The 16,374-nt window shown below is 68.0% G+C and carries 15 protein-coding genes; 6 read left to right on the top strand and 9 right to left on the bottom strand.

The features are described 5' to 3' along the window. Positions 1–166: 166 nt before the first annotated feature. Positions 167–1,240 (bottom strand): LacI family DNA-binding transcriptional regulator, encoded by a 1,074-nt coding sequence (locus AB4851_RS10720; protein ID WP_414447176.1) that lies wholly within the window; start codon positions 1,238–1,240, stop codon positions 167–169. A 393-nt stretch (positions 1,241–1,633) separates the two neighbouring features. On the opposite strand from AB4851_RS10720, the gene AB4851_RS10715 reads away from it, so the two are divergent. Further along, on the top strand, positions 1,634–2,068 hold the full coding sequence (locus tag AB4851_RS10715; protein WP_414447175.1) for a response regulator: 435 nt from the start codon (positions 1,634–1,636) through the stop codon (positions 2,066–2,068). 24 nt (positions 2,069–2,092) lie between these two features. Here the strand turns inward: AB4851_RS10715 and AB4851_RS10710 are convergent, their stop codons facing one another. Further along, entirely contained in the window at positions 2,093–2,875 is a 783-nt protein-coding gene (locus AB4851_RS10710) for an N-acyl homoserine lactonase family protein (protein ID WP_414447174.1), read from the bottom strand. 44 nt (positions 2,876–2,919) lie between these two features. Next, on the bottom strand, positions 2,920–3,852 hold the full coding sequence (locus AB4851_RS10705; protein ID WP_414447173.1) for a fumarylacetoacetate hydrolase family protein: 933 nt from the start codon (positions 3,850–3,852) through the stop codon (positions 2,920–2,922). Between the two features lie 169 nt (positions 3,853–4,021). On the opposite strand from AB4851_RS10705, the gene AB4851_RS10700 reads away from it, so the two are divergent. Then, on the top strand, positions 4,022–4,618 hold the full coding sequence (locus AB4851_RS10700) for a helix-turn-helix domain-containing protein (protein ID WP_414447172.1): 597 nt from the start codon (positions 4,022–4,024) through the stop codon (positions 4,616–4,618). Between the two features lie 40 nt (positions 4,619–4,658). Here AB4851_RS10700 and AB4851_RS10695 read toward each other — a convergent pair whose 3' ends face one another. Beyond that, on the bottom strand, positions 4,659–6,257 hold the full coding sequence (locus tag AB4851_RS10695; RefSeq protein ID WP_414447171.1) for a methyl-accepting chemotaxis protein: 1,599 nt from the start codon (positions 6,255–6,257) through the stop codon (positions 4,659–4,661). Positions 6,258–6,630: 373 nt separating this feature from the next. Here AB4851_RS10695 and AB4851_RS10690 point away from each other — a divergent pair, with 373 nt between their 5' ends. Further along, positions 6,631–8,583 (top strand): thiamine pyrophosphate-binding protein, encoded by a 1,953-nt coding sequence (locus AB4851_RS10690; RefSeq protein WP_414447170.1) that lies wholly within the window; start codon positions 6,631–6,633, stop codon positions 8,581–8,583. A 12-nt stretch (positions 8,584–8,595) separates the two neighbouring features. Beyond that, positions 8,596–9,234: a c-type cytochrome gene (locus AB4851_RS10685; protein ID WP_414447169.1), complete on the top strand. Its 639-nt coding sequence runs from the start codon at positions 8,596–8,598 to the stop codon at positions 9,232–9,234. Here AB4851_RS10685 and AB4851_RS10680 read toward each other — a convergent pair. The 3 genes from AB4851_RS10680 to AB4851_RS10670 form a co-directional block, all read right to left on the bottom strand. Next, positions 9,231–9,869, bottom strand: a complete 639-nt coding sequence (locus tag AB4851_RS10680; protein WP_414447168.1) for an isochorismatase family protein — start codon at positions 9,867–9,869, stop codon at positions 9,231–9,233. The genes AB4851_RS10685 and AB4851_RS10680 overlap by 4 nt on opposite strands. A 75-nt stretch (positions 9,870–9,944) precedes the next feature. Continuing rightward, positions 9,945–10,994 (bottom strand): alpha/beta fold hydrolase, encoded by a 1,050-nt coding sequence (locus AB4851_RS10675; RefSeq protein ID WP_414447167.1) that lies wholly within the window; start codon positions 10,992–10,994, stop codon positions 9,945–9,947. A gap of 8 nt (positions 10,995–11,002) precedes the next feature. Next, a complete protein-coding gene (locus AB4851_RS10670; RefSeq protein ID WP_414447166.1) occupies positions 11,003–12,421 on the bottom strand; it encodes an amidase in 1,419 nt (472 codons plus the stop codon). Positions 12,422–12,546: 125 nt separating this feature from the next. Between AB4851_RS10670 and AB4851_RS10665 the strand changes: the two genes are divergently transcribed. Further along, positions 12,547–13,125: a TetR/AcrR family transcriptional regulator gene (locus AB4851_RS10665; RefSeq protein ID WP_414447165.1), complete on the top strand. Its 579-nt coding sequence runs from the start codon at positions 12,547–12,549 to the stop codon at positions 13,123–13,125. Here the strand turns inward: AB4851_RS10665 and AB4851_RS10660 are convergent. After that, the gene (locus AB4851_RS10660; RefSeq protein WP_414447164.1) at positions 13,095–13,721 is read right to left on the bottom strand and encodes a GNAT family N-acetyltransferase; all 627 of its coding nucleotides are present in this window, start codon (positions 13,719–13,721) and stop codon (positions 13,095–13,097) included. The genes AB4851_RS10665 and AB4851_RS10660 overlap by 31 nt on opposite strands. Positions 13,722–13,953: 232 nt before the next feature. Between AB4851_RS10660 and AB4851_RS10655 the strand changes: the two genes are divergently transcribed. Then, the gene (locus AB4851_RS10655; protein WP_414447163.1) at positions 13,954–15,558 is read left to right on the top strand and encodes an ABC transporter substrate-binding protein; all 1,605 of its coding nucleotides are present in this window, start codon (positions 13,954–13,956) and stop codon (positions 15,556–15,558) included. 35 nt (positions 15,559–15,593) lie between these two features. Here AB4851_RS10655 and AB4851_RS10650 read toward each other — a convergent pair whose 3' ends face one another. Beyond that, on the bottom strand, positions 15,594–16,349 hold the full coding sequence (locus AB4851_RS10650) for a lipoate--protein ligase family protein (protein ID WP_414447162.1): 756 nt from the start codon (positions 16,347–16,349) through the stop codon (positions 15,594–15,596). Between the last annotated feature and the right edge of the window lie 25 nt (positions 16,350–16,374).

Genomic DNA, 16,374 nt, shown 5'->3' with positions numbered 1-16,374 from the left:
GGGGCACCTTTAGAGTCAGTTCGAGGGGAATTTGCATACGTATGCAAATCAGGATGCATACGTATGCAATTGCCGCCAATGTACGAGAATCGGCTCGCGCAGGCGAGCTATCGTTAACCCGGAATCGTGGGAAAAACCGGCGCGCGGCCCGCGCCGGCGGGGGAGATCAACCGACTCGGCCGACCCAGACGCGCCGCCCGTCGCGCGCCTCCAGCCCCGAGGCCGGCAGCCGCGCGGAATCGCGCACGATCAGTTCGCCGGCCACCACTTCCTGCACCGTGGGAGCCTGCGCGTCGGCCAGTTGCTGGAGCACGAGGCGCGCGGCGCGCTCGACCATTTCGTCGAGCGGCTGGCTGTAGGTGGTCAGGCCGAACAGCGGCCAGCGGCCCATGTCGATATCGTCGAAACCGACGATCGACACGTCCTCGCCCACCGTCAGCCCGAACTCGGCGCGCGCGACGCTGATCGCGACCAGCGCCATGTGGTCGTTCGCGCAGAAGATCGCATCGGGCGGCCGCTTCGCGCCGAGCAGCGCGCGCGCGGCGCGCTCCGCGCCGTCGGCCGAGTAATCGCCGGCCTCCTGCTGGATGCGCTTCACGCCGTGGCGCGCGAGGCCGGCCTTGAAGCCCTCCTCGCGGTCGCGGTTGGTCGACGATTGCGCGAGGCCGGCCAGATAGGCGAAGCGCGCGTGGCCGCCCGCCACCAGGAATTCGGCGAGGCGTTCGGCGCCGTCGCGGTTCTGGCCCGTCACGCTCGACGCGGCCGTGCTGTCGGTCTTGCGGTTGAACATCACCACGGGCAGGCCGATCTGCAGGCATTCGTCGGCGAAGCGCGACGAGAAGCTGGTCGAGATCAGCACCAGCGCGTCCACGCGATAGCGCAGCACGTCTTCGAGAATGGGATCGGCGCCGGCCCGGGCGTCGGTGGGGAACAGCAGCGCGCGGTAGCCGGCCCGGGCGAACGCGGCGGACAGGCGTTCGAGCGCGCGCTGGTAGAACGGATTGCCGTTGGCGGGCACCACCACGCCGATCACGTTCGAGCGGCGCGTGATCAGCGAGCGCGCCACCAGGTTCGGGCGATAGCCGAGCTGCCCGGCGGCCGCGATCACGCGCTCGCGCGTGGCCGGCGCGACGCTCGCGCCCGGCGTGAACACCCGCGACACCGCCGATTGCGAGACGCCGGCCAGCCGCGCCACCTCGTGCGCGGTTGCCGGACGACGGGGCGAAGTTCCCTCGGCCATACCTGTTGTCACCTTCCGTTTGGCATCCCGCATGACGAATCGCGGACGCCGCGGGGCGCATCCGGTGCCGGCGACAATAATCGACGGCCAGTGAGGCTGTCAAATCGGCGCGCTGCGTCGGCCTCGGGCGCGCTGCCCTCCGTGCACCCGTACCGCCTCGCCGGCCGCGCGAACGCCGTGTTGCGCCGGTCGCGGGTCGCTCGATTATCCGGCGCGGCCGATCCCGCCGTGACAATCACGAATCAAACGTCCACACATTTGGCACAATTTTTCCGCGCGTTGACGTCACCATGAGCTGGTGCGAAATGGACAGCAAGCGAGGATGGAATGAGCCATCAAGTCTCCGTGATGTGCTCGGCGCGGAAAATCAACGGGTCGGGCGGACGGCGGCGGGTGTTGGTCGTCGACGATTACCTGGACGGCGCGGAAGCGATGGCGCTGTATCTCTCCGTGCTCGGCTTCGACACGCGCTTCGTGACCGATGCGCACGAGGTATATCGGGCCGCCGAAATCCACATGCCGCACATCGTGCTGCTCGATATCCGCATGCCGGGCATGGACGGCTTCGACGTGGCGCGCAACCTGCGCACCTCGCCGCACGCCAGGCCGACCATCATCGTTGCCTATACATCGATGGCCTGGTCCGAAATCGAGGCGCAGGCGCTCAGTGCGGGCTTCGACGGGTACTTTCGCAAGGCAGCCGACATTTCGGTGCTGCTGGCGTTGCTGGCCGGGTATGAAGAAACCGTCCAGGTCGAGGCCGAGCCCGCGCGGCCCGACACCCGAGCGACGGAGATCAGCGCGTTCGGCCGAAACCTTCAGGCGTAACGGCCGGCCCGGCCCGGCGCGGGATCACGTGATCCACGCCGGCGCATGCGGCAACGCCGCGTTCTGCTCGATATCGTGATTGATCCACAACGTCGCGTGCTCCTCGCGCAGCAACGTGTCGACCTTCTCGATCGAGGCGACCGTGGCGAGCTTGTCGGCATTGAACGACGGCACGCACCGGCAGCGGTAATTGGTGCGGTTGTGCGCGATATCGCCGCTCAACAGCACCGGCCCCGAATCGGGCAGGCGCACCAGCAGCGAACAATGGCCGGGCGTGTGGCCCGGTGTGGACACCATGCGCACCGCCCCGTCGCCGAAGATGTCGTGATCGCCATCGACGAGCTGGAGCGGGTTGTCGCGCAGCGACGCGTACAACTCCGGCAGGAAGCCGAAGCTGCCCGGATCGCTGCCGAACATCGCGTCGTACTCGGCCTTCTGCGCGACCCACCGCGCGCGGCGGAACAGCCCGCAATTGCCGACGTGATCGTAATGCGCGTGCGAGATCGCGAGCCAGCCGATCTCGTCGGGCGTCACGCCGAGCTCCGCCAGTTGCGACCCCAGCGTGCGGCGCAGCGAGCCGCGAATGCCGTGCGCGATGATGCGGCCGTCCGGTTCGCCGATCAGATCGTCCTGCGTGCCGGTGTCCCACAACAGCCATTCGCCGCGATGGCGGATCAGGTAGGCGTTGCAACTGAGCGCCATCGGCACGCCGACGTTGACGCCGGGCGAGTAGATTGAGGCATCGTCGACGCGGGCCAGCCCGCCGTCGAGGATGCAGAGCTTGTCCACGCTTGCTGGAAGGTTCATCGAGGATTCCTCAGGATTGCGGGGGTTGCAGGGGTGACAGCAGTTCAGGCCAGCGTCACGCGCAATTCGCCCAGCCCTTCGACCGACGACACCACCACGTCGCCCGGCTTCAGCCATTCGCGCGCGTCGAGCGGCGTCTTCTCGCCCCAGATCACGCCTTCGGGCGTGCCGGTAAACAGAATGTCGCCGGGCTTGATCGTCATGAAACTCGACACGTAGGCGATGATCTGACGGCAGTTGAAGATCATGTCGCGCGTGGTGCCGTCCTGCTTCTGCCGGCCGTTGACCCAGGTCTGCACGCGCAGCGCATTCGGATCGGGCACGCGCTCGCGCGTCGCGAGCCACGGGCCGACCGGCGCGAAACCGTCCGAGGTCTTGCCCGCCATGAATTGCGTCGTGAGGTTCTGGAGATGACGCGCGCTGATGTCGTTGCCGGTGGCATAGCCGGCCACCACGTCGAGCGCCTCGGCTTCGGGCACGTCGCGGCATTCGCGCCCGAACACGATCACCAGCTCGGTTTCATAGTCGAACTGACGATCGGCCCGGGTCGGCAGGCGCACGCTGCCCTCGTGATGATTGAGCGCGTTGTTGAACTTGCCGAACACGGGCGGCGCCTTCGGCACCGGCGTATTGGTTTCTGCCGCGTGCTGCCGGTAGTTGAAGCCCACGCAGATGATCTTCTCCGGGCGCGTGACCAGCGGCGCGAACGCCAGCGCGGCCGGCTCGACGATGCGGCGCGCATCACTGCGCTGCGCCACGGCGTCGAGCACCGCGCGCACCTCGCCGGCCCGCCCTTCCTGCAGCAGCGCATCCATGTCCTGCGGCACCGGCAGCCCGAGCGCGGCGGCGCTCGCCACCAGGTCGAGCACGCCGTGCTCGGTTTCCGCGCCCAGCGTGGGCCGTCCGCCCACCCGCAGGTTGGCGAGCCGAAGCCCCAATCGACCGACGTCCTGATCCCGTTGATCCGTTGTCTGCATGTTTTCTCCTGGCGGTGAGTGCGCGAAGCCGGTGTCGCCCCGCATCGATTTGAAGAATATATCTTCGATGGGAGAATTTATCAAGAAATTGGCTCCTTTGGTAGAATTCGCGCCAACGCCAACCATCGGCCCGCTGCACGTGGCCGGTTATCCACACAGGGAACGATTGATGCCGAAGCCGGACCTCGACAGCGCCGAACCGGGAGACGAGCTGGCGCTCGTCTTCGGCGCGGCCGTGCGCAAGCTGCGCGATGCGGCCGACATGACGCTGGAGCAGTTGTCGCGGCAATCGGGCGTGAGCCGCGCGATGCTGTCGAAGGTCGAACGCGGCGAGAAAAGCCCGACGATCGGCATCGCCACGCGCATCGCGCACGCGCTCAATACCTCGTTGTCCGAACTGGTCGGCGGCAGCGACGCGCGCGGCAAGGTGGTGATCTCGCGCCGGGCCGCGCGCCCGGTGTTTCGCGATCCGGCCAGCGGCTTCGAGCGGCATATCGTGTCGCCTGCGCCGGGCGGCACGCGGGTCGAGCTGCTGTATCACCATCTTCCGGCGGGCGTCTCGACCGGCGTGCTGCCGGCCTATCCGCTCGGCACCGAAAAGCACGTGACGGTGATCGAGGGCACGCTGGTGGTGGAGATCGACGGCATCGACCATACGCTCGAGCGCGGCGACGCGATGTTCTTCCAGGCCAACGTCGATCACACGTTCAGGAATGCGACGGATGCGCCTTGCGGGTATTTTCTGGTGGTTTCGCGGCAGGCCTGAGCGGCCGGCGATTCACGGGTAGCGCTTCCCTCTCGGCGCCTCAGCCTGTCAGCGCCAGCCTCGCACGCGGCGCGAACGACGCGGCAGCTTCGCGGCCGCCCGCCGGTTCCGTCCGGAAGCCGTTCACGATCTCGCGCAGCCGCTGGGTCTGATCTTCGAGCGACAGCGCAGCAGCCGCCGCCTGCTCGACGAGCGCCGCGTTCTGTTGCGTGACGCCGTCCATCTGCGAAATCGCCTGGTTCACCTGCTCGATGCCACGGCTCTGTTCGTGCGAAGCCTCGGCGATCTCGCCGACGATATCGTCCACGCGCACGATCGACTGGCGGATGTCCTCCATCGTTTCGCCGTTGCGCACCACGAGTTGGTTGCCCGCCTGCACGCGCTCGGCCGACACGCCGATCAGTTCCTTGATCTCCTTCGCGGCCGTGCTGGAGCGCTGCGCCAACGAACGCACCTCCGAGGCCACCACCGCGAAGCCGCGCCCGTTCTCGCCGGCGCGCGCCGCTTCCACCGCGGCGTTCAACGCCAGGATGTTGGTCTGGAACGCGATGCCCTCGATCACGCCGGTGATGTCCGCGATCCGCACGGCGCTCTCGCTGATGCCGTTCATGGTCCGCATCACCTCGTCCACCAGGCGGCCGCCGGCCAGCGTCACGTCGCGCGCCGTGGACGCCAGTTGCCGCGCCTGCTGCGCGTTGTCGGTGTTGTGCCGGACGGTGGACGTCAGTTCCTCCATGCTCGCGGCGGTTTCCTCCAGCGAGGCCGCCTGCTCCTCGGTGCGCGCCGACAAATCCTGATTGCCGGCCGCCACTTCGCTGGTGGCCAGCGCAATCGCCTCGCTGCTTTGCAGCAGGTCGCGCATGGTCTGGCGCAGGCGCGCCTGCATGTCGGCGATGCCCGTCAGCAAACGCCCCATTTCGTCGTGCGACGCCGCCGCGATCGGCCGCGTCAGGTCGCCTTGCGCGATGTGGTCGAAATGCGCGAGCGCTTCGCCGAGCGGTCCCGCGATCGCGCGGCGCAGGCTCAGGAAGCTGCCGACGGCGCACAGCAGGCCGAGCGCCAGCGCGGCGAACGTGACGGCGCGCAGCAGCCCGTAGCGGCGCTGCCCGGTTTCGAATTCGTCGCGCGCCTCGCTCACCTGCCACTCGCGCAGCTTCACGCTGCTGTCGTGATAGCGGGCGTACAGCGTGTTGTTGTCGAGCGCGGCGCGCATGATGCGCGGGGCGTCCTTCGACAGCAGCGCCTGCGCGAATGCGTCGAGGCCCGTATCCATGGCCGCGCGCTGCGCCAGCAGCTCGCGCGCCAGTTCGGCCTCGTGCGCCGATTGCGGCAGCAACATGTAAGCGTCGAGCGCCTTGCGCGCCATCGCGCGAAACGCCTTCTCGTGCGCGACGGTGTCGCCGATGTTCTGGTCCGACGAGGTATCGATCGCGCCGCGCAGCAGCGCCGTGCGTTCGCGTTGCAGGCTCAGTTCCGCCTCGCCGATGAGGTTCGCGCTCGGCAGCTTGTTCGTATAGGTATCGAGATTGCCGTCGTTGCTGTAGGTCATGCCGGCAATGCCGAACAGGCCGACCGCGAGCAGCAAGGCGGACAGCAGGCCCATCGTCAATGCGAGGCGTGCTTGGATGGAAAGACGCATCACGGTATTCCTTGAAGGCGAATGTCTCGAATCTGGTCACCGGCAGGTCGGGCCGGGTGCGCGAGCGCCGCTGTTCGGGCACGCGCGCTTGGGAATGAAGCCGGGCGTCAATGTAAGCGCTTTGTAGAGGAATGCCTAATATGTACTGCCGTGCACGCCATAAGTTTTCGTTAAGCTCAGGGTTTCCGCATAGGGCTCCTGAATACCCGGCAAGCGCGCCCCGAACGCCATATGCAAAAACCCGTAGCTTAACCAGAATTTATGGCCGGCGACGCAGTTCATATTGAGCCGCGCCAGCGGCGCTCGCTTACATTGACGCTCATTCGATGCGGTGTTCGCAAACATCGAACCATCCCGAAGAGGAGCGGAGACAATGGCAGGACGACGTAGGTTTCTGAAGGAAGCGCTGGCCACCGGCACGGCCGCCGTGTTGGCGAAACCGGGGGCCGGCATCGCGCAGGACAGCACCGCCGCCCGGCCCGGCCCGGCGATCGGCAAACCGTCCGCCGCGCTGGTCGCCGCCGAAACCGAAGCGTCCTCGCTCGACGAAGCGCCCGCCACCGACGCAGCGCATGTCGGCAACCCCGGCTCCGACTTCATGGTGGATCTGCTCAGGATCGCCGGCATCGATTACGTGGCCGCGATGCCGGGCTCGACGTTTCGCGGCATCCACGAATCGATCGTCAATTACGCGGGCGATCGGCAGCCGCAATTGATCGTGTGCACGCACGAGGAAGCGTCGGCGGCCATCGCGCACGGCTACGCGAAAGTGGCCGGCAAGCCGATGGCATGCCTCGTGCACAGCACGGTGGGCTTGCAGCATGCCTCGATGGCGATCTACAACGCGTGGTGCGACCGCGTGCCGGTGATGGTGCTGGCCGGCAACATCGCCGATGCGGCCAAGCGGCGGCCCGGCGTGGAGTGGTATCACACGGCGCAGGACCTCGGCGCGCTGGTGCGCGACTACACGAAATACGACGATTACCCGGTGTCGCTCCAGCATTACGCCGAATCGTTCATGCGCGCGCAGGCGATGTCGGTCACGCCGCCGATGGCGCCGGTGCTGATCGTGGCGGACGCCGAGTTGCAGGAGCAGGCGATCAGTCATCCTCATGATCTGCGTGTGCCTCCGCTGCGCGTCGTGTCGCCGCCCGTGGCCAGCCCCGAGGCGCTGGCCACGGCCGCCGCGATGCTGTGCAACGCGGCCTCGCCGGTGATCGTCGCGGATCGCGCGGTGCGCGACCAGGCGGCGATGGAGATGCTCGTGAAGCTGGCGGAAACGCTGAACGCGCCGGTCGTCGATCTGCTCGCGCGCATGAATTTCCCGACCAACCACTATCTGAATCATTCGTCGCGGCAGGCGCGGCTGCTCGCGCAGGCCGACGTGATTCTCGCGCTCGAAGTGGGCGACGTGTGGTCGCTCACGGGCACGGTGCCCGACACCATCGAACGCCCGGCAAAGCCGCGCGCGAAACCCGGCGCGGCGCCGGCGAACGTGATCAGCCTCTCCACCGCCTACCTGTACGGCAAGTCGAACCTGGGCGACGCGGAGCGCTTCTCCGCGCCCACGCTGCCGATCGGCGCCGATGCGCAGGCCTCGCTGCCGGGCCTGCTGCAAGCCGTGCAGGCCGCGCTCACGCCGGCGCAGCGCCAGGCCGCCGCCGCGCGCCGGCCCGCCATGCAGCAAGCGTTCGACACGATGCGCGCCAGCGCGCGCGACGCCGCGACGCGCGGCTGGGATGCCTCGCCGATCAGCACCGCGCGCCTGTCGGCCGAAGTCTGGCAGGCGATCCGTCACGAGGATTGGGCGCTCGTCTCGCCGACCGGCGCGATCAGCCAGTGGCCGCAGCGTCTGTGGGATTTCACCAGGACGTACCAGTTCATCGGTGCGGGCGGCGGCTACGGCGTGGGCTACGCCGCGCCGGCCGCCGTGGGCGCGGCCATCGCGCATCGCGACGCGGGGCGCATCGCCGTCAGCATCCAGACAGACGGCGACCTGATGGTGCTGCCCGGCGTGCTGTGGACGGCCGCGCATCACGGCGTGCCGCTGCTGTCGGTGATGCACAACAATCGCGCGTGGCATCAGGAGACCATGCATATCCAGCGCATGTCGAGCCGCCGCGACCGCCACCCCGAGCGCGGCACGATCGGCACCGTGTTGCAGGACCCGCCGATCGACTACGCGGCGATGGCGAGAAGCATGGGCGTCTGGGCCGAAGGCCCGATCGCGAACCCCGCCGATCTCGGCCCGGCCCTGGCGCGCGCGATGGCGGTCGTCAAGCTTGGCAAGCCCGCGTTGCTCGACGTGTTGACCCAACCCCGCTGACGAGGCCGCACGATGAACCGCTACACCCGCACCAACCTGCGTGCCGCGATGGCGCTTGCGATCCTGTTTGCCGCTGCACTCGCCTGCGTGATGCCGGGCGTATCGTCGGCGGCCGGCCGCGCGCTGTTCATGAAGAACGGTTGCTACGAATGCCACGGGATCGTCGGGCAAGGCAGCATCTCGACAGGGCCGGCGCTCGCGCCGCATCCGCTGCCGCTCGCGGCGATGCAGGCCTACGTGCACGCGCCGGCCGGGCAGATGCCGCCGTTCAGCGAGAAGATCCTCTCGAACGCCGACATCGCGCGCATTCACGCCTACCTCGCTTCGATTCCGGCAAGCCCGGCGGCGGCCGATATCGCGTTGCTGAACGACGGCGCGCCATCCACGCGTGTGGCGGCCAACGCGGCAACCAGCAGCGCGGGCGCCGGCCACGGCGCGTCGCTCTACGCCGCGAATTGCGCCGGCTGCCACGGCGGGCAAGGCCAGGGCGGCGTGGGGCCGAAGCTTGCCGGCATCGGCGCGCGGCTCTCGCTCGACGGCGTGGCCGCGCGCATTCGCGAGCCGTCGGGCATCATGCCGAAGCTGTATCCGAAGCCGCTCGATGCGAACGACGTGCGGGAGGTGGCGGGCTATGTGTTGTCGCTCGATTAGGGCAGCGCATGCACATCCAGCGCGCGGCGGTTGGAATCGTAGATGTTGTCGCCGGCCACGTGGTGTGGATTCCGAAGATTCTCCACCCACTCGCGCGTCGTCATGGTGGCCGCGTAAGCCGATTCCATGATGATGGTGACGATCCGATGCATCTCCTCGGCGCTCGCATGGCCCGCCTTGTTCCGGTACGGCAGCAAGCCGGCCGCGTCGGGCAGGAATTCCACGCGGTATCCCTTGTGCATCGCCTCGCGCATGGTGGCGTCGTTGCAGTTGTGCGTCATGTAGCCGACCACGGTCAGCGTATCGATCGCGTAGTCGGCCAGCCAGTCTTCAAACCCGGCCGCCGAAAACACGCTCGGCAGGGTCTTGTCGACGACCCAATCGTGCGGGCGCCGCGCCACCGTGGCGTGCAGTTCAACGCCCGCGCTACCCTCGGCGAAAATCGGCGCGCCGGCCGGCAGCACATGCCTGACAAGCACGACGGGCACGCCGTTCAGGTTGGCCGCATCGATCGCGGCGGCGATGTTCGACAACGACGATTCGACCGGTGGATAGGCGATCCGGAAATTGCCGTCGACATATTCGTTCTGCACGTCGATGACGATCAACGCGCGGCGGGGTGCGGCTTCGGACATGATGCGACCTTCGAAGAAAGCCGTCGGCGAGCGACGGCGGTTGAATGACGAGCCGGCCCATGGCCGGCCTGCCTGCTACAACGCGACAACCTGCAACACCGCCTCGGCGAACGCCTGCGGCGCTTCCTGTGGCAAGTTGTGGCCGATGCCGCCCTTGACCTCGCGATGCCGGTACTTGCCGGTGAACTGCCTCGCATAGGCCGCCGGCGGCTGATGCGGCGCGCCGTTCGCGTCGCCCTCCAGCGTGATGGCGGGCACGGCGATCGCCGGCGCGCGGGCAAGCTGCTGCTCCAGCGCGTCGTACCGCGGCTCGCCCTGCGCCAATCCCAATCGCCAGCGATAGTTGTGGATCACGATGGCAACGTGATCGGGATTGTCGAAAGCCTCGGCCGTGCGCAGGAACGTGGCGTCGTCGAACCGGAATTGCGGCGAGGCACGCTGCCACACCAGCTTGTTGAAGCCGTTGCGATCGCCGGCATAGCCGGCCGCGCCGCGTTCCGTTGCGAAGTAGTACTGAAACCACGCCTGCAGTTCGAGTTGCGGCGGCAGCGGCTTGCGGTTCGCGGCCTGGCTGGAGATCAGGTAGCCGCTGGCCGACACCAGCGCGCGGCAACGCTCGGGCCATAGCGCGGCGACGATGTTGGCCGCGCGGCCGCCCCAGTCGAACCCGGCCAGCACCGCGCGCTCGATCTTCAGCGCGTCCATCAGCGCGATCAGGTCCGCCGCGAACACCGCCTGCTGGCCGTTGCGCGGCGCATCGCCGGCCACGATGCGCGTCGAGCCGTAACCGCGCAGGTAAGGCACGATCACGCGGAAGCCGGCCGCGGCCAGGATCGGCGTCACCTCGGCGAAGCTGTGGATGTCGTGCGGCCAGCCGTGCAGCAGGATCGCGACCGGCCCGTCGGCCGGGCCAGCCTCGGCATAGCCGATGTTCAATCCGCCGGCCTCGACCTGGCGGATCGGGCCGAACGAAGCGGCGGCCACCGCCGCCCGGCCGGGCGGCCAGGCGTAGCGCGACGAGGCCTGCGCCGGGGCCGCGCCGGCCAGCCCCAGCAGCGGCAGCGCGGCCAGCGCCGAGCCGCCGCCCAACAACCGGCGGCGCCGGTGATCGAGTGAAGAGGTCATGGCCACGCTCAAAGCTTCGACAGATCCGGGTTCAGGCCGCGCACCGGGCTCACGCTTTCGAGCAGCGCGGCCAGATGCAGGAGCGTCGATTCGGCCAGCCACGGCCCCACCAGCTGCACGCCGATCGGCAGGCCGTCGCTGCTGGTGCCGAAGCGCATCGACAGACCCGGCAGCCCCGTCACGCTGAACGGCGCGGTGGTGTGCATCACGTGCAGCGACGACACGCTCTGGCCGTTGATGACGAACTCCGCCGCATCGTGGCCGTGCCCGGCCACCGGCGTCACCGGGCAGATCAATGCATCGTAGTACTGAAAATATTGGGCAAAACCATCGCGTAGCGCCTCGGCTTGCTGCTCGGCCGCGACGAAATCGGCGATCGGCGTGTCCGGCGTGTCGTACACGCCCTGCACGTGCTTGAAGATCTTGTCTTCGTGGCCGGCGGTTTCCTTGCGGAACGCGGGCTTGGTTTCCATCGCCTGCAGCTTCCAGAGCACATCGAGCGCATCGACCTGCTCCAGCACCGGAATGCCGACCGGCTCGACGATCGCGCCGGCCGCCTTCAGCGCCTCGGCCGCCGCCTGCACGGTCTTGCCGACCTCGTTGTCCACCGGGCCGAAATAGCCCTGATCCACCAGCCAGCCCACCCGGATCGGCCGGCCGAGGCCCGCGCCCACCCCGGCGTCGAGCGCCAGCGGGCTGGTCGAGAAGCCGTCCGCGCCGTCGGGCCCGGCCAGCAGCGAGTAGGCCAGCGCGACGTCGCGCACGGTGCGCGCCATCGGGCCGACGTGCCAGAAGCGGCGCGGCACGCGCGGCCACAGGCCGGTCATCGGAATCCGGCCGTGGCTGGCCTTGAGGCCGACGATGCCGGTCAGCGCCGCCGGGCCGCGCACCGAAATCGCCACGTCGCTGCCGATCCCGATCGGCGACATGCCCGCCGCGATCGCGGCCGATTCGCCGCCGCTGGAGCCGCCCGGCGTGCGATCGAGATTCCACGGATTGCGCGCGCGGCCCGTCAGCAGATTGTCGGTTTCGATCCAGTACGAGAACTCCGGCAGATTCGTTTTCGCCAGCAGGATGCCGCCGGCCTGCTTCATGCGCGCCACGGTGGTGGCATCCGCGTCGGGCACCCGGCCCGCGAAGATCGGCGAGCCGCGCTGGGTCTTCACGCCGGCCGTGTCGATCGAATCCTTGGCCGTGAACGGCACGCCGTGCAGCGGCCCGAGCGCATCGCCGCGCATCACGGCCGCCTCGGCCTGCCGCGCCGCGTCGAGCGCGTGATCCGCCAGCGTGACGATCGCGTTGAGCTTCGGATTCACCGCGTCGATGCGATCCAGGTGCGCCTGCACCACCTCCACGGGCGATACCGCCTTGGTGCGGATCAGTTCCGCGAGCGTGGTTGCATCCTGATAGAAGAGTTCGGATTTCATGGCCTGCCTTTCAAATGAGTCGATGGGGAGCAGACAAAGTCAGGACAGAAGGCTACCTAACGTTTGTTAGGTAGAATCCTAGAAGGTTATACTTCGGCTCGTCAACACTATTTTCGGGGCAAGCGATGAAGGACCAGACGGGCCAGAACTCCAGCGACAGGATCCTGGCGGCGGCCACGCGGATCGCGCAGGCGCATGGCTACGGCGGATTGAACGTGCGCCTGCTGGCGGAGGATGTCGGGATCAAGGCAGCGAGCCTCTATCACCATTTTCCGAGCAAGGCCGACCTGGCGGCGGCGGTGGCGAAGCGCTACTGGGAAGGCGCGGCCGCGATCCTCGACGACCTGTCGGCCGAGATCAACGATCCCGCTGAATGCCTGCGCCGCTATCCGGCCGTGACGTTTCGCCCCTCGCTGGAGAACGGCAACCGGATGTGCATGGCGAGCTTCATGAGCGCCGAGCACGACGATCTGCCCGAGATCGTGCGGCACGAAGTGCAGGCCTTCGCCGACGTCAATATCGAATGGCTGCGCAAGACCTTGCTGGCCGCGAAACTCGCCGGGCCGAAGGAGGCCAAGGCGCGCGCGCGCGCGATCTTTGCCGCGGTTTCCGGCGCGCAATTGATGGCGCGCGGCCGTGCGGATATCGCATTGTTCGATACGTTGATCGACAGTTATCGCGCCTGCGGGTTGTTGCCGAAGTGAGCGGGATGCGGTGATGCCCGGCGAGACAATATCCAATAAGACCGCCCCGTCACGGCCTCGAAGCAATCGGCCTCGTGCGCGAAGCCAAGCCGTTCGTAGAACGGAATGCTCAACGGATTGAACGTCTCCAGAAAGCAGGTTTCCCCGAGCCGATCCGCACGGGCCAGCGTCGGTTCGAGCATGGCCTGCGCAAGCCCGCGGCCCCGCGCGTCGGGCCGCACGCCGAGAATCGACAAATACCAGGTGTTCGCCAGATGTGCCGGCACGCGCGCCGCCATCGCCTCGCAAATCCGCGCGTAGTTGCCATGGCCGTCCGGCCCGAGCAGCGCCGCGAGCGCGCGGTTCCTCGCCGCGCCGTGCAGCGCGACATCGGCGCCGCTTGCTTCGTTCGTCATCCAGATGGCCGCGCCATCGTCTCCCGACAGTTGAATCTCGCCGACCGCACGCCCTTCCTCGATCGCCAGCGCGAAATACCGGGCCAGCGCCTGCTGCCGGCGCGCGGCGTCGGCCTCGAATGCCACCGTCACCGCGCGATAAAACGGATCGTCGACAAAGGCCTGCGCAAGCGAGCCGCAAACCGCGGGGAAGGAAGGCATCGGATGGGATGAAGCGGGAGAATGCATGAGCGTGGAATGGGCCGGTTCGTGGATGACGACGAAGCATGCCGATCATACCGCCGCCCTCCGCCGTTATTCCCGCACTACGTTTCGATATACGAATTCGTCGTTTCCCGATCCGTTCGTTTCACTCTATCGTGCACGCCGAGCCAGCCCGCCGCGCTCGGCGTGCCGGGCGCAGACACAGTGGTTTGACAAGGACCGGCACCCGATGACGCGCTTGAACCGACGCAATTTCCTGATTTCCACGGGCGCGACGCTCGCCTCCGCCGGCATGGCCGCGCCGGCCTTCGCGCAGGGCACGCCCGCGACCCGGCAACGCGGCGGCACGCTGAACATGCTGATCAACCCCGAGCCGCCGGTGCTCGTGTCGATCTTCCAGACCACCGGCCCCGCGCTCGTCGCCAGCTCGAAGGTGATCGAGGGGCTGCTCGCCTACGACTTCGACCTGCATCCGCGCCCGCAACTCGCGACCGCCTGGAACGTGTCGCCGGACGGGCTCAAGTACACGTTCACGCTGCGCCGCAACGTCAAATGGCACGACGGCCAGCCGTTCACGTCGGCCGACGTGGCGTTCTCGATCGAGCTGCTGAAATCGATCCACCCGCGCGGCAAGAGCACGTTCGCGAACGTGGTGCGCGTCTCGACGCCCGACCCGCTGACGGCCGTGATCGACCTGTCGAAGCCCGCGCCGTATCTGATCAAGGCGCTGTCGGCCGGCGAATCGCCGATCGTGCCGAAGCACCTGTACGCCTCGGGCGACCCGCTGACCAATCCGCACAACAACGCGCCGATCGGCACCGGGCCGTTCCGCTTCAAATCGTGGACGCGCGGCGCGAACATCGTCTACGAACGCAACCCCGACTACTGGGATGCGGGCAAGCCGTATATCGATTCGCTGGTGTTCAAGGTGATCCCCGACGCGGCCGCGCGCTCGGCGGCGTTCGAGACGGGTTCGCTGGACCTGGGCGGCGAGAACCCGGTGCCGCTGTCGGACCTGCCGCGCCTGATCCAGTTGCCGCAACTGACGCTCGAAACGCGCGGCTACCGGTTCCTGCAGCCGCAGGGCGAGATCGATTTCAACCTCGATCATCCGATCCTCAAGGACCTGCGCGTGCGTCAGGCGATCGCGCACGCGATCAACCCGGAGATCGTGCAGAAGACGATCGCCTACGGTTACGCCGATGTTTCCCCCACGCCGATCACGCCGGCCTCGCCGTATCACGACGCCACGCTCAAGCCGTACGCGTTCGATCTCGCGCTCGCCGAGCAACTGCTCGATGCGGCCGGCCATCCGCGCAAGAACGGCGGCGCGCGCTTCGCGCTCACGCACGACTATCTGCCGTACGGCGATACGCACCGGCGGCAGGCCGAGTACGTGAAATCGGCGCTCGCACGGATCGGCATCGAGGTGACGGTGCGCGCGCAGGATCTGCCGTCGTTCCTGAAGCGCGTCTATGCGGACCGGCAGTTCGATTTCACGAGCATCGGCGTGAACACGCTGTTCGATCCGAGCGTGGGCGTGCAGCGGCTGTACTGGTCGAAGAACTTCCGGCCCGGCGTGCCGTTCTCGAACGCGCCGCATTACAGCAATCCGCAAGTGGATACGCTGCTCGAAACGGCCTCGGTGGAAACCGACGACGCGAAGCGCACGGCATTGTTCCGGCAATTCCAGCAGATCGTCTATCGCGACCTGCCAATCCTGAACCTGGTCGCGCCGCGCATGGCCACGCTCGCGAACCGGCGCGTGCACGATCACACGGTGTCCGCGCAAGGGCTGGAAGGGAATCTGGCGGATGTGTGGGTGAGCGCTTGATGGCGGGATAGCGTTTCCGGACGACTACGTTTCGTTCAGTCATCCTCATCGGCGGGCGGCGGCGCGGCCATCACCCGCGTGCGCAGCGCCGACATCACGTCCGCCATCAGCCGGCCGCGCGGCGGTGTACCCGCCGCGTTCAGCGCCTGCCGCACGCTCACCACGCGTCGCGCATCGTAGCGCCGTCCGCTGTCGATCGCGCGCTCGAACGCATTGGCGCGCGCGTTGATCTCGTCGGGATCGGCGTCGACCAGCAGCACCGCGTGCGCCAGCACGGCATACAGCGGCGCGTCAGTACCACCAAGCGATTTCACGCCACGCCAGTATTGCGCGGTGCCCGCGATCTTGCGCGCATCATCGGGCGGCCCCCAGGCGAGGTTGAAGCGGCCGTCGCAAAACGAACCGTCCACGGCCTGCCAGTGCGTGTGCAGCCCGAACGTGCCCAGCGCATCGCGCAGGATGCCGCACAGGTGCCGGTACACCGCCTCGGACAGCGCGCCCACCGTGCCGCGCACCGGGTAGGCCAGGCTCAGGTTGAGAATGCCCGGCCCCTGCGGCACAAGCCCGCCGCCGGACAGGCGCAGATGCACCGGGCAGCCGCGCGCGGCGAACTCGGCGCGCGCACGTTCCAGCGCAGCGAAGCGCCGGTAGCTGCGCGGCACCACCAGCGAAGGCGGCGCCTGCCACATATGCGCGACGCAACCGCCCGCCTCGGCCCGCGGCAGCAACGCCGCCTCGGCCGCGAGCGGGTCGGTTGCGCCCGCATCGAGTTCTATCCACTCAAACGGCATCGGTCGGCCACGCTCCGATCGCGCC

The sequence above is a fragment of the Burkholderia sp. 22PA0099 genome (assembly GCF_047497165.1).
Taxonomy (GTDB): domain Bacteria; phylum Pseudomonadota; class Gammaproteobacteria; order Burkholderiales; family Burkholderiaceae; genus Burkholderia.
The sequence above is the reverse complement of the archived record's forward strand: the minus strand, read 5'-3'. Positions and strand labels throughout refer to the sequence as shown.